Genomic DNA, 19,595 nt, shown 5'->3' with positions numbered 1-19,595 from the left:
GGCAGTTTTGAACGCGGCGTTTTCCCCGATTTTTGTCTGTTAGCGCTATTTTATGCGCGGTTCGCGCCCGGCACCCAGAGCACGTCTTCCTTGCCCGCGTTATTGGCCATACGCGCGGCGACGAAGAACCAATCGCTGAGACGGTTCAGATAGGTGACACAGGCCGGGTTGATCGCCGTTTGCTCTGACAGCAGAACCGCCAGCCGTTCGGCGCGGCGCGCCACGGTGCGGCAAACATGCAGATGTGCGGCCAGCGCGCGGCCACCGGGCAGGATGAAGCTCCGTAGCGGCTCCAACTCGGTGTTCATCACGTCGATCTCGCGTTCAAGCCGGTCAACCTGTTCTTGCGTGACCCGCAGGGGCGGGTATTCTGCATCGCGGTCGGCCTCCATATCGGGGCGGCAAAGGTCGGCGCCCAGATCAAAAAGGTCGTTCTGGATGCGGGCCAGTGCTTCGTCCGTGGCGCCGGTGGCTTCAAGCCGGGCAACGCCGACAAAGCAGTTCAACTCATCCGAGGTGCCATAGGCCTCGACCCGCGCGTCATGTTTGGCGACACGTTCGCCATTGCCAAGCGCGGTCGTGCCCTTGTCCCCGGTGCGGGTGTAAATCTTGTTCAGTACAACCATCAGATCGTGCCCCCTCGGAAATAGACATAGGCGAGGATCAGCAGCACGGCGATGAACTGCGCGATGATCCGCCAGCGCATCAGTTTGTTGGCGTTGCGTTTGTTGAATTTTCCCCCCGTGGCAAAGCCGCCCAGCCCCATCAGGAGCACAACGGCGACCGCCACGACGGAAAGCAGGACGATCACGAAAAACGGATCATTTGGCATGGGCTGTCCTTTCGTTGCCCCGAGATGTAGCGGCGCAGGGCAGTCGCGCAACCAAAATCAGCGGCTGGTGACCCAGTCCAGCGCCCGCGTCGGCAGGATACGCCGCAAAACACCGGCGATATGGGTTGGGGTTGTGACGAAATAGCGCGGGCGGGGCCGGGGGGATTCGACGGCATGGGCCAGTTTCTCGACCACCGCCTCGGGCGGGAGTTCGAAACGGTCCTTTTTGCCGCTGTCGTCATAGAGCCGGGGGCGCATGGTGGCCTCATACTCCGCCGCGCGGGGGCTGTTTTTCCAGTCGATCCAACGCTCAAAGCGCGGGATCGCCTTGGTCCGCAGCTTTGAGGTGACGGGGCCGGGTTCGATCAGGATCAACTCAACCCCCGTGCCGCGCATTTCAAGCCGCAGGGTGTCGGTCAGCCCCTCCAGCGCGAATTTCGTGGAGTTATACGCCCCGCGCCATGGCATCGCCACCATGCCAAGCACCGAAGAACATTGCACGATCCGCCCATGCCCTTGATTGCGCATCACCGGGATCACCGCGCGGGTCAGGCTGTGCCAGCCAAAGAAATTCGCCTCGAATATCTCGCGCAGCGCATCGGTGGGAAGGTCTTCGACCAGTCCGGGCGTGGCGTGGGCGCCGTTGTTAAAGACAGCATCCAAGGTGCCGCCGGTTTGCTCTAGTACTTGGGCGAGGGCCGACTGGATGCTGGCCTCATCGGTATAATCGAGACGGGGCGCGTCGAACCCTTCGGCGCTCAGCCGGTCGCAATCCGCTTGTTGGCGGCAGGCGGCAAAGACGCGCCAGCCGCGGGCGCGCATGCCATGGGCGGCGGCATAGCCGATGCCGCTGGAACAACCGGTGATGAGGATGGAACGGGTCGCAGTCATGCAAAGGGCCCTTCATTTGAAAGGCCCTTCATCGCTCGATGCTGTAAGATTGGCAAGTTAGCCGTTGTTGAGCAGGAAGTCGGCCATCCAACCGGATGCCGTGCCGTCGACGCTGCGAAAGCGCACCCAACCGGCACCGTTGTCTTCGACCACCTCTACGGCGTCACCTTTGCCCAGTTTCCCGACCACACCGAAATTGGTGCCCGGCCCACCGCGGACATTGACGCGGGTGCCATTCACTTTGCGAATGTCGGCCTGCGTAGTGCTGACATAGGTCGTGCCGTTGTCGGTGGCGTTGATCAGGCTTGGAATGACGACTGGCGCATTGGCGCTTGTGGTCGAATAGGCGGCCTTTTCTACTTTGGGGGTGCTGGTGCTGACAGCTTTGACGACTTTCGCGCCAGCGCGGTCCGCGGGGGTGGCCACGGCCTTTTGCACCATCGCGTCATTGGCCTGCGGCAAGTCGCTGAGTGTCGTAAGGTTCAGCGCCACGCGGGTCGCAGTCACATCCCGTGCCGGTGCGGGCTCGGCGAAGGGGGTGATGGGGCTTTCGGCCTTGCGGGCTGCATTTGCCGCGGCGGCGGTGACAAGCTTGGACGAGGTCGTGCCGGCTTCTGCGCTGGCGATCAGCGCCGATGCTGCCGTCTCAGAGCTGGCCATCTGCGGGCCTGCTGGCACGAAATCCGCCCCGCCGCTCATCTCGTAGAATGCCCAGCCCATGAAACCAAATGTCAAAAAGATGAACCGTTTCATTTTGCTGTTCCTTGTCCCGTGTCAAAACCATGTTGCTGTTGAGAGACCAACGCGAAACTTCGCGAATGGTTCAATTCCGATTGGCAAGAATTCGCATATCCGGAAAGTATTGCTTTTTTCTCACTTGAAACCGTGTTGGCGACCTTTTTCCCGAGTCGACTGCGGGCAAAGGGCGGGCAATCTGTCGCTTGCCCGCTCTGCCGTGCTTGGCTAAAAGACCCGTCATGTCAGACATAAGCACACCCCCAGAACTCGACCCGAATGACCTGTCCGAGCCGCTGCGCCGCGCCTTGGGAGAGCGGTATCTGACCTATGCCTTGAGCACGATCATGCACCGGGCGCTGCCGGATGCGCGCGATGGGTTGAAACCGGTGCACCGCCGCATCCTTTATGCCATGCGCGAGTTGCGGCTGTCCTCGACGGGCGGCTTCCGTAAATCGGCGAAGATTTCGGGCGACGTGATGGGGAACTATCACCCGCATGGCGATGCCGCGATCTATGACGCGATGGCGCGTCTGGCGCAGGATTTCAACGTGCGCTATCCGCTGGTCGACGGGCAGGGCAACTTTGGCAACATCGACGGCGATAACCCGGCGGCCTCGCGCTATACCGAGGCGCGGATGACCGCCGTGGCCGAAGCCATGCTGGAAGGGCTGAACGAGAACGCCGTCGATTTCCGTGAGAATTACGATGGCACGCTGACCGAGCCGGTGGTGCTGCCCGCGCAATTTCCGAATCTGCTGGCGAATGGTTCTTCGGGCATCGCCGTGGGCATGGCGACAAACATTCCGCCGCATAACATTGCCGAGCTGTGTGACGCCTGTATTCACCTGATCAAGACGCCCGACGCCCGCGACGAGACGTTGTTGAACTACGTCCCCGGCCCGGATTTCCCCACCGGTGGCGTGATCGTCGAGCCGCCTGAGAATATCGCCAATGCCTACCGCACGGGCCGCGGCTCTTTCCGGCTGCGTTGTCGTTGGGAAGTTGAGGACCTTGGCCGGGGCGCTTGGCAGATTGTCGTTACCGAAATTCCCTATCAGGTTCAGAAATCCAAGCTGATCGAAAAGATCGCCGAACTGATCCAGACCAAGAAGATCCCGATTCTTGCCGATGTCCGCGACGAATCCGCCGAAGACATCCGCATGATTATCGAGCCGCGCTCGAAGAACGTCGATCCGAACGTGCTGATGGGGATGCTGTTCCGCAACTCGGACCTTGAGGTGCGCTTCTCGCTCAACATGAACGTGTTGATCGATGGCCAAACGCCCAAGGTCTGCTCGCTCAAGGAAGTGTTGCGCGCTTTCCTTGACCACCGGCGCGAGGTGCTGCAACGCCGCTCGCGGCACCGGATGGACAAGATCGACCACCGGCTTGAGGTGCTGCAGGGCCTGATCACGGCCTTTCTGAACCTTGACCGGGTGATCGAGATCATCCGCTACGACGACGACCCCAAAGCCGCCTTGATGTACGAGGATTGGAGCCGTGCGCATCAGGATACGCTGAGCCGCGCGATGGACGAATCCGCCTATGTCTCGCCCTTGGCGGGGGTCGATGTGTCGAAACTGGCGGTCATCGCGGATGCCGAGGCCGAAGCCACCGGCGTGCTGACTGATAGCGGTGACACCCGCGCCATCCCGCACAGCTATGCAGGCCGCGAGAATGGCCTGTCGGATGTGCAGGCCGAGGCGATCCTCAACATGCGCCTGCGGTCCTTGCGGCGTTTGGAAGAAGACGCGCTGGTGAAAGAGCGTGACACGCTGATGACCGAACGCGCGGGTCTCGAAGACCTGCTGGAAAGCGACGACCTGCAATGGTCCACCATCGCTGACCAGCTGCGCGCGACGAAAAAGCAGTTCGGCAAGGACTGGGTGATCGACGGCATCAAGCGCGGCCAGCGCCTGACCGAATTCGACACCGCCGGAGAGGTTGAGGATGTCCCGATTGAGGCGATGATCGACCGCGAGCCGATTACCGTGGTCTGCAGCCAGATGGGCTGGATCCGCGCCATGACCGGCCATATCGATCTGAACCGCGAGTTGAAGTTCAAAGACGGCGACGGCCCGCGCTTTATCTTCCATGCCGAAACGACGGACCGGTTGCTGGTCTTCGGCTCGAACGGGCGTTTCTACACCGTCTCCGCCGCCAACCTGCCCGGCGGGCGCGGCATGGGCGAGCCTTTGCGTCTGATGGTTGATCTGCCTAACGAAGTGCAGATCGTGTCACTCTTTATCCACCAGCCGGGGCGCAAGCTGTTGGTTGCCTCAACGGCAGGCGACGGTTTCGTGGTGCCCGAGGATGACGTCGTGGCCCAGACCCGCAGCGGCAAACAGGTGCTCAACGTGCGTGGCGAAGGCGTCTCGGCGCTGGTCTGTCATCCGGTGTCGGGCGACAGCGTCGCCACCGTGGGCGAGAACCGCAAGGTGCTGGTCTTTGGCCTTGATGAATTGCCCGAGATGGGCCGGGGCAAGGGCGTGCGCCTGCAGAAGTACAAGGATGGCGGCCTGTCGGACGCCACGACCTTCACGCGGGAAGCGGGCCTCAGCTGGCAAGACCCGGCGGGCCGGACACGTACCGAGGCCGATCTGGCAGAATGGACCGGCAAGCGCGCAAGCTCGGGCCGGATGGCGCCGCGCGGCTTCCCGCGCGACAACAAATTCACGTGAAACAGCCGCGCCTTTCGGGGCGCGGTCAGTCCAGCGGCTCGGCGGTCATCCAGACGCCGCCCTCGGGGCGCAGGGTCAGGATCATCACCGGCTCCGGGTCCTTGCCCGGCACAGGCGTGAACTTGAACCGCCCCAGCAGGGTGGCGAGGATGATTACAGCCTCCTGCAACGCAAAGCTCGCCCCGATGCAGATGCGCGGTCCGTCCCCGAAGGGCAGATAGGCATAGCGGTCAATCGCCTTGCGGTCGGCGAAGCGCTCGGGCCGGAAAGCATCGGGATCGTCCCAAAGCAGTTCATTGCGGCCTAGCGCGTAGATCGGGATCATCACCGTGTCGCCGGGGCGGATTTCGCGGTCGCAGAGCCTGTCGTGCTTTTGCGCCGTGCGCGAAATGATCCCGGCGGCGGGGTAGAGCCGCAGCGCCTCGTCGATGATCATCCGCACCAAGGGCAGCTTGTCCGCATCGTCGCCGGTGCAGGCACGGCCTTGCAGCACATCGCGCACCTCGGCGCGGGCGCGTGCCTGCATCTCGGGGTCGAACCCCATGAGGTACATCGACCAAGCCAGCGTCAGTGCCGTTGTCTCATGCCCCGCGACGATGAAGGTCAAGAGGTTATCGCGTAGCTCTCCGGTGTTCATCCGGCGCTTGGTCTTGGGGTCTTCGCCCTCCAACAGCAGGTCCAGCAGATCTGGCGTGCCGTCATGGCCGCGCGCCACCCGCGCTTCGATCGCCTGATCGGCCATCGCCTTCATTTGCTTCAGCGCCTGACCGGACATCATCCGCCCCGGACGCGGCAGCCAATCGGGCAGGCCGAGGATATCGAAGAGGCTGATCTTGCCCGCCTCGGCGATATAGTCGTCGATGGCGCCATGCACTTTGTCGCGGTCAAAGGTGCCATCGCCTGAGAAGGTCACGTCGCCGATCACCTCGAAAGTCGTCGTCACCATCTCATCGAGCATGTTGACCGCGCGCGGCCCCGCAGCGGCGATGCGCTTGGCTGAGCGGTCGGCGGCGGCGCTCATCACCGGGGCAAGGTTGCGCACGTTGCGCTGCGAAAAGACAGGGGCCGCCGCCCGACGCTGCCAGCGCCAATGCGCGCCCTCTGCAATGAAGAGCGATTCCCCGATGGCCGGGCGCAGCAGGTTCTTGGTGACATCGGACTTCGGGTAGTCCTCCAGCCGGTCGAGCAGGATTTCCCGGATAGCACCCGGATCCATCACCATATGCCAGCGCTTGCCGGTCTTGCCCGAAACCATGGGCTGGGTGGTGGCGATCTTGGGGATGATGCTCAGCACGTTGCGCCGCGCCATCTGCAAACTGCCGAGCATTCCCACAGGCTCGGTCACCAGCGGTACGCGCACGGGCAGGGGGGATGGTTGGGTCATGATGCTGTCCTCACTCATATCCAAGATAGACCGGACCGGCAGGCGCGCAACTGCGGCAAATGATTGCGCCCCTCCCGGCCATCGGCTACCCCTTTTCGAAATCTTAACGCCCCCGAAGGATTGCCCATGTTCCGAGTTCTTGCCCTGTTGACCTTCGTCGCGACGCTGGCCGCCTGCAACGGGGCCTCCGACCTCGACAAAGCGCCGACCCCGCTGGGGGACTTCAACCTGCACCACAATATCGTCGTGGCGCCCAAAGCGCAGAAGGGGCCGCTGAGCCGCGAGGTCAGCAAAGAAGAATTGGCCGAGGCCGTGCGCGCCGCCACCGCCGAACGCTTCGACCGCTACGATGGGGAGCGTCTCTATCACTTCGGCATCAGCGTCGAAGGCTACGTGCTGGCACAGCCGGGCATCCCACTGGTCTTTGCCCCGAAGTCGATCCTGATTCTTAACCTCACGGTCTGGGATGACGCGAAGAACATGAAGCTGAACCCCGAGCCGCATCAGATCACTGTCTTCGAATCCCTCGATCAGGGCCCGGTTGTTGGCTCGGGCTATACCAAATCCGCCGAAGAGCAGCTCAAGAACCTCAGCCAGAACGCGGCCAAGTCGATCGAGACCTATCTGGTCAAGCAAAACCGCGAAGAGGGTTGGTTCAGCGGTGGTGTGGCACCGTCGCCTGCCGGGGAGCCGGAGGATAAATAACCCTCCATCAAGGCTCGCGGAACCGCTGTCGCATGGCCCCGATGGGCTTTAAGTGGCCCCAAGACGCAAGTCACGCTTGATTTTACCGCCCGAACCCAATACATCGCCCGCCAGATAGGGTTCGGGTCCCCGTTGGGGCCCCTCAATTAAAAGGGCGCCACCATGGCAAAGGCAAAGTTTGAACGTAACAAGCCACACGTCAACATCGGCACAATCGGCCACGTTGACCACGGTAAAACCACGCTGACCGCGGCGATCACCAAATACTTCGGTGACTTCCAAGCGTATGACCAGATCGACGGCGCGCCCGAAGAGAAGGCCCGCGGCATCACCATCTCGACCGCACACGTCGAGTATGAGACCGAAGCACGTCACTACGCCCACGTCGACTGCCCCGGCCACGCTGACTATGTGAAAAACATGATCACCGGTGCCGCTCAGATGGACGGCGCTATCTTGGTTGTGAACGCGGCCGACGGCCCGATGCCCCAGACCCGCGAGCACATCCTGCTCGGCCGTCAGGTTGGCATCCCCGCCATGGTCGTCTTCATGAACAAAGTTGACCAGGTTGACGACGAAGAGCTGCTTGAGCTGGTTGAGATGGAAATCCGCGAGCTGCTGTCTTCCTACGACTACCCCGGCGACGACATCCCCGTTGTGCCTGGTTCCGCTCTGGCGGCGATGGAAGGCCGTGACGAAAACATCGGCGAAAATGCAATCCGCAAGCTGATGGAAGAAGTCGACAACTACATCCCGACACCAGAGCGTGCTGTTGACCAGCCGTTCCTGATGCCCGTCGAAGACGTGTTCTCGATCTCTGGTCGTGGTACCGTTGTGACCGGCCGTGTTGAGCGTGGCGTGATCAACGTTGGCGACGAGATTGAAATCGTCGGCATCCGCGACACCAAGAAAACCACCTGCACCGGTGTGGAAATGTTCCGCAAGCTGCTGGACCGTGGTGAAGCTGGCGACAACATCGGCGCGCTGCTGCGTGGCGTTGAGCGTGACGGCGTTGAGCGCGGTCAGGTTCTCTGCAAGCCCGGTTCCGTGAACCCGCACACCAAGTTCGAAGCCGAAGCCTACATCCTCACCAAAGAGGAAGGTGGCCGTCACACGCCGTTCTTCGCGAACTACCGTCCGCAGTTCTACTTCCGTACAACTGACGTGACCGGCACCGTTCAGCTGGCAGAAGGCACCGAGATGGTTATGCCGGGCGACAATGTGTCCTTCGGCGTTGAGCTGATCGCACCGATCGCCATGGAAAACGGTCTGCGCTTCGCGATCCGTGAAGGTGGCCGTACGGTTGGCGCGGGCGTCGTTTCCAAAATCACTGAGTGATTTTGGGCGGGGCCTTCGGGCCTGACGTCTGAGAGATTTGAAAGGCCGCAGCGTTTGCTGCGGCCTTTTGCTTTTGTGGGGGAGGGGGCACCTACGGCCCTTTAAACGAAAAAAGGCCAACTCCTGTAGGAGCCAGCCTTTCCCGTTCATATCTATCGCACTTACGCGGCGTCTGCGTTCACACCGCCCTTGGTCGCGATCTCTGTCATGCGGCGGTCGCCGTCATAGGTGTGGTCAAGCTGCTCTTGCAGCTGCGCGCCGTCTTCGTCCTCGCCCAAGCGATTGGCGAAGGCCACAACGCAGCCGTATCCGGCCAATGCGTAATGCACCATGCGCTGATACTGTGTGATGATCATCGCATCGCGGGCATCGTTGTCGCCAAAGTCTTCTTCCAGCACATGTTTATGCGCCTCTTTCACAAGGCCCTCCATGCCGTGGCAGTGCTCTGCGTCGGGGTCGAGGTCATGTTTCGCGCAGATGGACTTCAGCACATCCATCCCCTTGGCGATTCCGTTGCTGCCATCGATCAGCGCTTCCGACAGTTCTTTGTCCTCCGCCGCACGACCCAGTGCGTTGGTCGCTTCAAGCGACTGCTTGCAGGCAGAGTAGAGGTCTTGCAGTTGGTCGGTGTAGACGTCTTTGAGATTGTTCATAGTCATCGGTCGTCCTCCAATTTCGGGCTTGGTTCGACGAGAAAACGTAAGCTGGCCGTGCAATGTTCCCCAAAGAAGAGAATATCGCCGGAAAGGTCAGATCTGCTCTTGATCCGCCGCCCGTTTGCGACTACCCAAACCCCCGGCATAGGGGTTTAGCTCAGTTGGTAGAGCATCGGTCTCCAAAACCGAGGGTCGTGGGTTCGAGTCCCTCAGCCCCTGCCACATCTCTTCAAATATGTAATGATGACCTGAGCTTCTAGCGGGGCAATTGGTTTGTTTTCGCCGCTTGGTGTCTCTTCGGCGTGGGATTTGCCGCCTGAAGGGCTGTTGTGAGTCGCCGCATTGCTTCCGCTTCAGAACTGTACCCCTTCCGTTCGGACGGAATCGCCATGCTGGGACTCGCAGTGACACCCCGATTCACAGGGAATCCGACTCCGACCTTCCTGGGATTAAGGGCGATTCACTCCACCTCAGCCGCAACAGGTCTCAAATACCCCAGCTTCGGGCCTTCCGATGAGCCTGTTTACTGTTTTAAAGTCCCGAAATAGTTAGAGATTTCAGCAACTTGCCCAAAGGTTCCCCGAAACCCTCACTTTTCTCAACTTTCCGCTTGCGGGTTTCTGTCACTCGCCTTAGAACCCCCTCTACCGGCGGCGCAGAGATGCAGCGGCGGGGCGCCAGACGGGGCGGACGGGAGCGGAGACGCTGAGTTCGGTTCGGAAGGTGGATAAAAATTCGAGGTATTAGGGCGGGGCGCGCCAAGAAGTTAGGGCGCATCTCAGTTTCTTTTGTCTCAACGTTGTTTGAAAATTTGATATCTGAAGAGATATGTGGGCGGTTTGGTTCATTCGATGGATCAACGTCTGTATATCGCGCTCTTAGGGTTTAGGCCCGATGATAGAGTGTCAGCTTCACTGTTTGGACGGCTTTCGACTACTTTGTAGTCTCAAGCACAACAAACAGAGAATGGCTTGTATCTTTCAGTAAGGGATACAGGTCGATGTGCAGAGGTTCGACGTCAAGGATAAGCTAGCAATAGCTTTTCAACTTGAGAGTTTGATCCTGGCTCAGAACGAACGCTGGCGGCAGGCCTAACACATGCAAGTCGAGCGAGACCTTCGGGTCTAGCGGCGGACGGGTTAGTAACGCGTGGGAACGTGCCCTTCTCTGCGGAATAGCCACTGGAAACGGTGAGTAATACCGCATACGCCCTTCGGGGGAAAGATTTATCGGAGAAGGATCGGCCCGCGTTAGATTAGATAGTTGGTGGGGTAACGGCCTACCAAGTCTACGATCTATAGCTGGTTTTAGAGGATGATCAGCAACACTGGGACTGAGACACGGCCCAGACTCCTACGGGAGGCAGCAGTGGGGAATCTTAGACAATGGGCGCAAGCCTGATCTAGCCATGCCGCGTGTGTGATGAAGGTCTTAGGATCGTAAAGCACTTTCGCCAGGGATGATAATGACAGTACCTGGTAAAGAAACCCCGGCTAACTCCGTGCCAGCAGCCGCGGTAATACGGAGGGGGTTAGCGTTGTTCGGAATTACTGGGCGTAAAGCGTACGTAGGCGGATCAGAAAGTAAGGGGTGAAATCCCAGGGCTCAACCCTGGAACTGCCTCTTAAACTCCTGGTCTTGAGTTCGAGAGAGGTGAGTGGAATTCCAAGTGTAGAGGTGAAATTCGTAGATATTTGGAGGAACACCAGTGGCGAAGGCGGCTCACTGGCTCGATACTGACGCTGAGGTACGAAAGTGTGGGGAGCAAACAGGATTAGATACCCTGGTAGTCCACACCGTAAACGATGAATGCCAGTCGTCGGGCAGTATACTGTTCGGTGACACACCTAACGGATTAAGCATTCCGCCTGGGGAGTACGGTCGCAAGATTAAAACTCAAAGGAATTGACGGGGGCCCGCACAAGCGGTGGAGCATGTGGTTTAATTCGAAGCAACGCGCAGAACCTTACCAACCCTTGACATCCTGTGCTAACCCGAGAGATCGGGCGTTCACTTCGGTGACGCAGTGACAGGTGCTGCATGGCTGTCGTCAGCTCGTGTCGTGAGATGTTCGGTTAAGTCCGGCAACGAGCGCAACCCACATCCTTAGTTGCCAGCAGTTCGGCTGGGCACTCTAAGGAAACTGCCCGTGATAAGCGGGAGGAAGGTGTGGATGACGTCAAGTCCTCATGGCCCTTACGGGTTGGGCTACACACGTGCTACAATGGCAGTGACAATGGGTTAATCCCCAAAAGCTGTCTCAGTTCGGATTGGGGTCTGCAACTCGACCCCATGAAGTCGGAATCGCTAGTAATCGTGGAACAGCATGCCACGGTGAATACGTTCCCGGGCCTTGTACACACCGCCCGTCACACCATGGGAGTTGGTTCTACCCGACGGCCGTGCGCCAACCTTTCGAGGAGGCAGCGGACCACGGTAGGATCAGCGACTGGGGTGAAGTCGTAACAAGGTAGCCGTAGGGGAACCTGCGGCTGGATCACCTCCTTTCTAAGGATGTTCCTAGCAGCGAGACTTGTCTCACTCGTGGAACACTTAGCAAGTCGGCAAACAAAGCCGACTATATTAGAACCGAGCCGTCCTCATATCTCTTCAGAAAATAGGTCCTGCGCTGACGGCGTAGGTCTCAAAAGTTTGGGGCCTTAGCTCAGCTGGGAGAGCGCCTGATTTGCATTCAGGAGGTCAGGAGTTCGATCCTCCTAGGCTCCACCAAGCCTTTTGCAAAGCAAAAGGCGTCGCCCTGGTTGCCCGTCCAATGGACGTGCGAGAGGGGCAGCGTAACGGTCCTTAAACCTTCAACCACTAAGGGCTGGTTCCTCTCGGGCCATTCCTTCGGAATGCCCTGCCGGAACGACGAGTTTTGCCTTCGGCAAAATCTCTGGGTCGGTAGCTCAGGTGGTTAGAGCGCACGCCTGATAAGCGTGAGGTCGGAGGTTCAAGTCCTCCTCGACCCACCATCCTCCTTGAGGTGGTAAACGGAACATACCTTCAAGCACATACAGTGTGTTTGAACGTCTGTTTCGCAGACGAATTGACATCGTAAAGAGAGATACTAACAACATGTTTGATCGCCCCGCGTTAGGGGATGATCTCGGTTGCTGCCCTTCGGGGCCGGTGTTTGACGGGCTGTTTCCTCGGCCTTTCGGACATATCGCGATCGAAACGAATATGTTGTCCAAGTCAAGTACACTAACCAGAGCGATGACGCGAACCTCCTGCACGGACGGTTCGCTATCTGCATCGCTCATTGTCCAGACGATAGTCTGGGCGGGTAAAAGTATGCTTTTGATACAGGATAAAGAGGATCAGTTTCTTACCAGCTTCTGATCTTCGCGCGAGACGCTAAGTCTTGCTTTTTCTGGATCAAATCAAGCGCGAAAAGGGCGTTTGGTGAATGCCTTGGCAGTAAGAGGCGATGAAAGACGTGATACTCTGCGATAAGCCATGGGGAGCTGAGAATAAGCTTTGATCCATGGATTTCTGAATGGGGCAACCCACCTGATACTTTGTTATTACTGCACTTCGGTGCAGCTAATAACTTGGTAAACCAGGTATTTTTAGGCTGAATATATAGGCTTAAAAAGGCAAACCCGGGGAACTGAAACATCTAAGTACCCGGAGGAAAGGAAATCAATATGATACTCCCCTAGTAGCGGCGAGCGAACGGGGACCAGCCGAGCCATGAGTGTGGTTAGAATGCGTTGGAATGCGCAACCAAAGTGGGTGATAGTCCCGTATAAGAAGCATGATTGGACGTATTAAGTAGGGCGGAACACGTGAAATTCTGTCTGAAGATCGGAGGACCACCTTCGAAGGCTAAGTACTCCTTACTGACCGATAGTGAACCAGTACCGTGAGGGAAAGGTGAAAAGCACCCCGACGAGGGGAGTGAAACAGTACCTGAAACCGAACGCCTACAAACAGTTGGAGGGACCTTGCGTCCTGACAGCGTACCTTTTGTATAATGGGTCATCGACTTGGTCTCACGAGCAAGCTTAAGCCGTTAGGTGTAGGCGTAGCGAAAGCGAGTCTTAATAGGGCGTTGAGTTCGTGGGATCAGACCCGAAACCGAGTGATCTAGGCATGGCCAGGTTGAAGATAAGGTAACACTTATTGGAGGACCGAACCCACATCTGTTGAAAAAGATCGGGATGAGCTGTGCCTAGGGGTGAAAGGCCAATCAAACTCGGAGATAGCTGGTTCTCTGCGAAATCTATTTAGGTAGAGCGTCGACCGAATACCCTCGGGGGTAGAGCACTGGATGGGTAATGGGGCCCCACAGGCTTACTGATCCTAACCAAACTCCGAATACCGAGGAGTACTAGTCGGCAGACACACGGCGAATGCTAACGTCCGTCGTGAAGAGGGAAACAACCCTAACCTCCAGCTAAGGCCCCTAATTCATGGCTAAGTGGGAAAGCAGGTGAGACGACCAAAACAACCAGGAGGTTGGCTTAGAAGCAGCCATCCTTTAAAGATAGCGTAACAGCTCACTGGTCTAAATAAGTTGTCTTGCGGCGAAGATGTAACGGGGCTCAAGCCATGAGCCGAAGCTGAGGATGCATTTATTGCATGGTAGCAGAGCGTAGTGTGACATAGTTCCATGTGTCCTTACCTACTTAGGTAGGATTGGACACAAGGAGCTTTCTGTGAAGCTGGCGCGTGAGCGATCCGGTGGAGAGATCACTAGTGAGAATGATGACATGAGTAGCGACAAAGAGTGTGAGAGACACTCTCGCCGAAAGTCCAAGGGTTCCTGCTTAAAGCTAATCTGAGCAGGGTAAGCCGACCCCTAAGGCGAGGCCGAAAGGCGTAGTCGATGGGAACCAGGTTAATATTCCTGGGCCAGATGGAAGTGACGGATCTCGAGGGTAGTTCATCCTTATCGGATTGAATGGGCTGCTTAGAGGTCCCTGGAAATAGCTCCATCGCTAGATCGTACCCTAAACCGACACAGGTGGACAGGTAGAGAATACCAAGGCGCTTGAGAGAACTATGTTGAAGGAACTCGGCAAAATACCTCCGTAAGTTCGCGAGAAGGAGGCCCGGTTTCTAGGCAACTAGAGGCTGGGGGCACAAACCAGGGGGTGGCGACTGTTTATTAAAAACACAGGGCTCTGCGAAGTCGTAAGACGACGTATAGGGTCTGACGCCTGCCCGGTGCCTGAAGGTTAAAAGGAGGGGTGAGAGCTCTGAATTGAAGCCCAGGTAAACGGCGGCCGTAACTATAACGGTCCTAAGGTAGCGAAATTCCTTGTCGGGTAAGTTCCGACCTGCACGAATGGCGTAACGACTTCCCCGCTGTCTCCAACATAGACTCAGCGAAATTGAATTACCGGTCAAGATGCCGGTTACCCGCGGTTAGACGGAAAGACCCCGTGCACCTTTACTACAGCTTCACACTGGCATTAGGCCGAACATGTGCAGGATAGGTGGTGGGCTTTGAAACCGAGACGCCAGTCTCGGTGGAGCCTCCCTTGAGATACCACCCTTGTTCTGCTTGATGTCTAACCGCGGACCGTTATCCGGTTCCGGGACCCTGTGTGGCGGGTAGTTTGACTGGGGCGGTCGCCTCCTAAATCGTAACGGAGGCGCGCGAAGGTTGGCTCAGAGCGGTCGGAAATCGCTCGTTGAGTGCAATGGCAGAAGCCAGCCTGACTGCGAGACTGACAAGTCGAGCAGAGTCGAAAGACGGCCATAGTGATCCGGTGGTCCCAAGTGGGAGGGCCATCGCTCAACGGATAAAAGGTACGCCGGGGATAACAGGCTGATACTGCCCAAGAGTCCATATCGACGGCAGTGTTTGGCACCTCGATGTCGGCTCATCTCATCCTGGGGCTGGAGCAGGTCCCAAGGGTACGGCTGTTCGCCGTTTAAAGAGGTACGTGAGCTGGGTTTAGAACGTCGTGAGACAGTTCGGTCCCTATCTTCCGTGGGTGTAGGATACTTGAGAGGAGTTGCCCCTAGTACGAGAGGACCGGGGTGAACGATCCACTGGTGGACCAGTTGTTATGCCAATAGCAGTGCTGGGTAGCTATGATCGGACAGGATAACCGCTGAAGGCATCTAAGCGGGAAGCCCCCCTCAAAACAAGGTATCCCTGAGAGCCGTGGTAGACCACCACGTCGATAGGCCAGAGATGTAAGCGTGGTAACACGTTCAGTTGACTGGTACTAATTGCTCGATAGGCTTGATTTGATCCAGTAGAAGCAAGACTGCTTAACTGGGCAAAAGCATACACATACAATCAGTTGTACATGACTTGGAACACGCTCTGCGTCGCAACGCGCAGAGCGCTTTATCAGGAATTTATTTGGTTTGGTGATCATAGCGCGAGCAAAACACCTGGTCCCATCCCGAACCCAGCCGTTAAGTGCCGTAGCGCCGATGGTACTGCGTCTTAAGACGTGGGAGAGTAGGTCATCGCCAAACCTAATAAGTTCCTGATAAAAACAGTATCTCTCGACGATCAACAGAATAACAAAACCGCCGCAGCTATAAAGCTGCGGCGGTTTTGTCTTTGGGGGGCGGGGCATATTCTTGCCTAATGCCCGACGTCTTCCGCACGAACCTTCAGCGTGAGCGCCACCACCGGCAAGGGGGCTCGATCGTCCATTTTCGCTGTTTGGTGTCTCATCTGCGTGGGGAGCGCCGTTTGAAGGGTAATCCCCCCAAAAAATAGTGGTGTTCAAAAGTAGAATTTTCTCGGCAAGATATCTGAGGAGATTTATGATGAAGAACGGACGATTTAGCGACGCACAGATCATGGCCGTGTTGAAGCAGGCAGAGGGTGGCGTTCCGGTCTCTGAGCTGTGCCGCGAGCACGGAATGAGCAGCGTGAGTTTTTACAAATGGCGGGCCAAGTTTGGCGGCATGGACGCGTCCTTGATTTCCGAGATGAAGGATATGGCGGAAGAGAACCGTCGTCTGAAGCGCATGTATGCCGAGATGAGCATGCAAAACGACCTGCTGAAGGAAGCGCTTGGAAAAAAGCGTTAAGGCCGTCTCATCGGCGAGAACCTGTCGGGACATTGCTGCGCAATGCCCTGCCGGTCAACGGATGGCCATGAATGCAGTTGAGCAATATGGACCTGTCGCGTATTTGTGCCGCTCCTTTGATAGCATTTACTGCAACAAAGGAGACTGACTATGGGATTGAAACGGACGGACGAATTTCGCCAAGATGCGGTGCGGATCGCGCTGACCAGCGGGCTAACGCGTAAGCAGGTGGCGGATGATCTTGGCGTCGGTATGTCGACGCTTAACAAATGGATCACCGCGCACAGAGACACAGACGTGGTGTCGAAAGAAGATTTGAGCCTTGCTCAAGAGAATGACCGGCTTCGGCGTGAGAACCGCATTCTCAAGGAGGAGCGGGACATCCTAAAAAAAGCAACGCAGTTCTTCGCGAGCCAAAAGCCGTGAGGTTTAGGTTCGTGGAAGAACACCGGGATGCGTTTCCGGCAGCGCGCCTGTGTCAGGTTATGGATGTCAGCATGCGCGGTTTGCGGGCTTTCCGCAGTCGGCCAGCCAGCCGCAGACAGCGGTCTGACCTGGTGACGCTGGCACATATCAAAGAACAGTCCCGTCTCAGCCTGGGCAGCTACGGCAGGCCGCGGATGACGGAAGAGCTTAAGGAGATCGGCTTGGATGTCGGGCACCGCCGTGTTGGCAGATTGATGCGTCAGAACGGCATATCTGTTGTGAGAACACGCAAACATAAGGTGACGACCGACAGCGATCACAAGTTCAACATTGCGCCCAACCTATTGGATCGGAACTTCACGGCGGATCAACCAAACCAGAAATGGGCCGGTGACATCAGCTATGTCTGGACGCGCGAGGGCTGGTTGTATCTGGCCGTGATCTTGGATCTGCATTCCCGACGCGTCATCGGCTGGGCTGTGAGTAACCGCATGAAGCGTGACCTCGCGATCCGGGCGTTGAAGATGGCCATCGCGTTCCGGCAACCACCCAAAGGCTGCATTCATCACACGGATCGTGGGTCGCAATATTGTTCACACGACTACCAGAAACTCCTGCGCCAGCACGGGTTCAAGGTATCGATGAGCGGCAAGGGCAATTGCTATGACAACGCGGCGGTCGAGACGTTCTTCAAGACCATCAAAGCAGAGCTGATCTGGCGGCATCCTTGGGAGACAAGGCGCAAGGCTGAGATGGCGATCTTTGAATACATAAACGGGTTCTACAATCCGCGCCGCCGCCACTCAGCATTGGGTTGGAAAAGCCCTGTCGCTTTCGAGCGAAAGGTGGCTTAAACGAGCACTCGGAGCGGCACAAATACGCGACAGGTCCAATATGGGGTCAGCATAGCTCTGGCCTGCCGTGCGTTCGAGATCAGCGAGACCTGCTACAGATACAGCCCTGTGCTGAGCGATGAGAACGAAGAGATCGCAGATTGGCTTGAACGCTTGACGACTAACAAGCGGACCTGGGGCTTCGGCCTGTGCTTTTTGTATCTGCGCAACGTGCAGGGCTATGGCTGGAACCATAAAAGAGTCTACCGGATCTACTGTGAGCTGGCGTTGAACCTGCGCCCCTCTCGGGATATTGCTGCGCAATGCCCTGCCGGTTGACAATCAAGCCGAAGAAACGCTTAAAGCGGGACAAGCCGGAGCCACTGGCTGTGCCTGAAAGACCAAATGAAACTTGGTCCATGGACTTCATGGCGGATCAGTTGGCGGATGGCCGGTCGATCAGGACGTTAAACGTCTTGGATGACTTCAATCGCGAAGGACTGGCTATTGAGGTCGACTTCTCGCTGCCTGCTGAACGTGTCGTGCGTGCGCTGAACCAGATCATTGAGTGGCGCGGAAAGCCCCAAGCTATTCGTGTGGACAACGTCCTATGCGCGGAGTAACTGGCTGATTTGGCATCAGGTCATTGTCGTATCGAGGTGCCTCGACACGTTCAGAGAATGCCTCAGTTCGGCTTTTTGTCAACGACAGTCTCTCCCATAACAAACACAGAGTACGCTTTTGCGGCTCTCACCGTCCTTAAGACGAGATCATCGGGTCGCTAACACAGAAGGCCTGAACATTATCTACGAGGTCAGTTACCTGCCTCCACGGCACCTACAGAGAAAGGTCCTTCTGCGATCGATCACCCCTCAAAGAAAGGGCGATAGGGCTCGCCATGTTTGATAATCCCGTGAACAGTACGGGCCATCTTGGCGGCGATTGCGGAATACGCCTTTCGACGCAAATGGGTGTTTTGTCGGTCCTTGGCGATGTAGCGCTCGAACTTATCCCGGAAGCTGTTGGTGCGCTGCAGTATGGCAACCTGGCCAGCCATCCATAGGGTGCGGCGCAAGCGGGCATTCCCGTATTTTGACAGCTTGGTTTGGCCCCGGAATGTGCCCGACTGAATGGTTGCCAAGTCCATGCCGCAGAACTTCAAGAACTGCCGATGATGTCCAAAACGGCGCAAGTCGCCAGCTTCTGCGAGGATGGTCAGAGCGTTGATCGGGCCGATCCCAGGTATTGATGTCAGCAACTGATAGTCAGGTAGATCCTTGAGAAGCGCGACGGCGCGATCTTCAATTTGATTACGTTGCGCAATGAGACTGCGGCCTTCTCCAAGGACCAAGCGGAACATTCTGATCGCATCAGAATCTGGGGCAACCGGCAATCCCACGGAAGACTTAGCTGTCTCGTAAATATCTGCAAGCAAACGCTCTTTCGCGACCTTGCGCCCAATGACGTCCCAAGCATCAGCGGTGAAAGCGGCTTTGTCCATTGCTGTGATCAAATGTGGTGATGGATAACGCTCAAGGAATGCAAAGAACCAATCACTGCGTGAGCTGCGGTGAAACCGATCCGCTTCAGGGAAGTACAGCGGCAGATAATGGGTCAACACCCGGTGCCAAAGTTCAGTCTTCGACTTGGAGACGATATCGTGGGTTTTGGACAGCTCTTGAATGTCATTCGTGCCGCATACCAGAGGGTCGTGGTAATATTGCTCGTTTCCGATCTCCATCATATGCAGGATCACTTGCGCGTCCTTTGGGTCATTCTTATCCCAGCTGTTGTTGAGGGCTTCGCGCGTCCGCGCCAAAGCCACTGAGGACACCAGCTTTACCTCAAAGCCAGCAGTTGCCAGATGGTACGCTAAGGCACGGTGATAATTGCCAGTCGCCTCAAAGGCTACACGAACAGGGCGTCCGTATTCCTTAAGTGCGGTGGCGAGGCGGTTGAAGGCGGCAAGTTCGTTTAAAACGGTTAAGCGACGTCGCCGTTTCTTATCTGGAATAGCGATCAAAACTTCATGCCGGGCCTTGGCGATGTCGATAGCCACCAAAACAGGGGCATCTTGTGCAACAATAATCTTGG

At 57.3% G+C, this 19,595-nt stretch carries 11 protein-coding genes, 3 tRNA genes, 3 rRNA genes and 2 pseudogenes (1 of these 19 running past the window's edge); 12 read left to right on the top strand and 7 right to left on the bottom strand.

Translation table 11 applies throughout. From position 1 onward, the window contains the following. Nucleotides 1-50: 50 nt before the first annotated feature. The 4 genes from K3762_RS15790 to K3762_RS15775 are packed head-to-tail and all read right to left on the bottom strand — an operon-like array spanning nt 51 to nt 2,476. On the bottom strand, nt 51-626 hold the full coding sequence (locus tag K3762_RS15790; protein ID WP_132443749.1) for a cob(I)yrinic acid a,c-diamide adenosyltransferase: 576 nt from the start codon (nt 624-626) through the stop codon (nt 51-53). Beyond that, on the bottom strand, nt 626-832 hold the full coding sequence (locus K3762_RS15785; protein WP_067623948.1) for a twin transmembrane helix small protein: 207 nt from the start codon (nt 830-832) through the stop codon (nt 626-628). Before K3762_RS15785 ends, K3762_RS15790 begins: the two co-directional genes overlap by 1 nt. Nucleotides 833-889: 57 nt before the next feature. Then, complete coding sequence (locus K3762_RS15780; protein ID WP_120351883.1) at nt 890-1,723, bottom strand: SDR family NAD(P)-dependent oxidoreductase; 834 nt, start codon at nt 1,721-1,723, stop codon at nt 890-892. Nucleotides 1,724-1,780: 57 nt separating this feature from the next. Further along, a complete protein-coding gene (locus K3762_RS15775; RefSeq protein WP_132443748.1) occupies nt 1,781-2,476 on the bottom strand; it encodes an SH3 domain-containing protein in 696 nt (231 codons plus the stop codon). Between the two features lie 224 nt (nt 2,477-2,700). On the opposite strand from K3762_RS15775, the gene K3762_RS15770 reads away from it, so the two are divergent. Beyond that, a complete protein-coding gene (locus K3762_RS15770) occupies nt 2,701-5,142 on the top strand; it encodes a DNA topoisomerase IV subunit A (protein WP_132443747.1) in 2,442 nt (813 codons plus the stop codon). Between the two features lie 25 nt (nt 5,143-5,167). Here K3762_RS15770 and K3762_RS15765 read toward each other — a convergent pair whose 3' ends face one another. After that, nucleotides 5,168-6,526, bottom strand: coding sequence for a cytochrome P450 (locus K3762_RS15765; RefSeq protein WP_206054269.1), 1,359 nt, complete (start codon nt 6,524-6,526; stop codon nt 5,168-5,170). Nucleotides 6,527-6,652: 126 nt separating this feature from the next. On the opposite strand from K3762_RS15765, the gene K3762_RS15760 reads away from it, so the two are divergent. Together K3762_RS15760 and tuf are read left to right on the top strand one after the other, a co-directional pair. Next, nucleotides 6,653-7,231 (top strand): hypothetical protein, encoded by a 579-nt coding sequence (locus K3762_RS15760; RefSeq protein ID WP_120351879.1) that lies wholly within the window; start codon nt 6,653-6,655, stop codon nt 7,229-7,231. A 162-nt stretch (nt 7,232-7,393) separates the two neighbouring features. Next, a complete protein-coding gene (tuf, locus tag K3762_RS15755) occupies nt 7,394-8,569 on the top strand; it encodes an elongation factor Tu (RefSeq protein ID WP_067622157.1) in 1,176 nt (391 codons plus the stop codon). A gap of 161 nt (nt 8,570-8,730) precedes the next feature. Here tuf and K3762_RS15750 read toward each other — a convergent pair whose 3' ends face one another. Continuing rightward, nucleotides 8,731-9,228, bottom strand: a complete 498-nt coding sequence (locus tag K3762_RS15750) for a DUF892 family protein (protein ID WP_132443745.1) — start codon at nt 9,226-9,228, stop codon at nt 8,731-8,733. A gap of 143 nt (nt 9,229-9,371) precedes the next feature. Here K3762_RS15750 and K3762_RS15745 point away from each other — a divergent pair. From K3762_RS15745 to K3762_RS15705, 9 genes and pseudogenes are all read left to right on the top strand, one after another. After that, nucleotides 9,372-9,447: transfer RNA gene (locus K3762_RS15745), tRNA-Trp, on the top strand. An 822-nt stretch (nt 9,448-10,269) separates the two neighbouring features. Further along, nucleotides 10,270-11,733, top strand: a 16S ribosomal RNA gene (locus K3762_RS15740). A gap of 146 nt (nt 11,734-11,879) precedes the next feature. Next, nucleotides 11,880-11,955: transfer RNA gene (locus tag K3762_RS15735), tRNA-Ala, on the top strand. Between the two features lie 168 nt (nt 11,956-12,123). Beyond that, nucleotides 12,124-12,200 (top strand) — tRNA-Ile (locus K3762_RS15730). A 409-nt stretch (nt 12,201-12,609) separates the two neighbouring features. Continuing rightward, nucleotides 12,610-15,441: ribosomal RNA gene (locus K3762_RS15725) — 23S ribosomal RNA — on the top strand. A 119-nt stretch (nt 15,442-15,560) separates the two neighbouring features. Next, nucleotides 15,561-15,675 (top strand): 5S ribosomal RNA (gene rrf / locus K3762_RS15720). Together the 16S, 23S and 5S rRNA genes with 2 tRNA genes alongside form the textbook arrangement of a ribosomal RNA operon. A 300-nt stretch (nt 15,676-15,975) precedes the next feature. Continuing rightward, nucleotides 15,976-16,262: pseudogene (locus K3762_RS15715) on the top strand (transposase); the annotation flags it as partial. Nucleotides 16,263-16,392: 130 nt separating this feature from the next. Continuing rightward, a protein-coding gene (locus K3762_RS15710; RefSeq protein WP_120351444.1) for an IS3 family transposase occupies nt 16,393-17,522 on the top strand; the annotation gives its coding sequence in 2 pieces (ribosomal slippage) (nt 16,393-16,627 and nt 16,627-17,522; 1,131 coding nt in all). A gap of 39 nt (nt 17,523-17,561) precedes the next feature. Then, nucleotides 17,562-18,106 (top strand): annotated as a pseudogene (locus K3762_RS15705) (DDE-type integrase/transposase/recombinase); the annotation flags it as partial. Between the two features lie 260 nt (nt 18,107-18,366). On the opposite strand, the gene K3762_RS15700 reads toward K3762_RS15705, so the two are convergent. Further along, on the bottom strand, nt 18,367-19,595 hold the 3' portion of the coding sequence (locus tag K3762_RS15700) for an IS110 family transposase (RefSeq protein WP_243268033.1). It continues 4 nt past the right edge of the window; only the last 1,229 of its 1,233 coding nucleotides appear in the window; its start codon lies off the right edge, out of view — the gene reads right to left on this strand; it ends in the stop codon at nt 18,367-18,369.

This window comes from Sulfitobacter sp. W074 (genome assembly GCF_025142275.1).
Taxonomy (GTDB): Bacteria; Pseudomonadota; Alphaproteobacteria; order Rhodobacterales; family Rhodobacteraceae; genus Sulfitobacter; species Sulfitobacter profundi.
Note: the sequence above shows the minus strand (reverse complement) of the source record. Positions and strands in the feature narration are given on the sequence as shown.

Coding starts and splice junctions, on each gene's coding strand:
- K3762_RS15765 (WP_206054269.1), bottom strand. CDS start 6,526: ATGACCCAACCATCCCCCCTGCCCGTGCGCGTACCGCTGGTGACCGAG.
- K3762_RS15750 (WP_132443745.1), bottom strand. CDS start 9,228: ATGACTATGAACAATCTCAAAGACGTCTACACCGACCAACTGCAAGAC.
- K3762_RS15775 (WP_132443748.1), bottom strand. CDS start 2,476: ATGAAACGGTTCATCTTTTTGACATTTGGTTTCATGGGCTGGGCATTC.
- K3762_RS15770 (WP_132443747.1), top strand. CDS start 2,701: ATGTCAGACATAAGCACACCCCCAGAACTCGACCCGAATGACCTGTCC.
- tuf (WP_067622157.1), top strand. CDS start 7,394: ATGGCAAAGGCAAAGTTTGAACGTAACAAGCCACACGTCAACATCGGC.
- K3762_RS15760 (WP_120351879.1), top strand. CDS start 6,653: ATGTTCCGAGTTCTTGCCCTGTTGACCTTCGTCGCGACGCTGGCCGCC.
- K3762_RS15785 (WP_067623948.1), bottom strand. CDS start 832: ATGCCAAATGATCCGTTTTTCGTGATCGTCCTGCTTTCCGTCGTGGCG.
- K3762_RS15780 (WP_120351883.1), bottom strand. CDS start 1,723: ATGACTGCGACCCGTTCCATCCTCATCACCGGTTGTTCCAGCGGCATC.
- K3762_RS15790 (WP_132443749.1), bottom strand. CDS start 626: ATGGTTGTACTGAACAAGATTTACACCCGCACCGGGGACAAGGGCACG.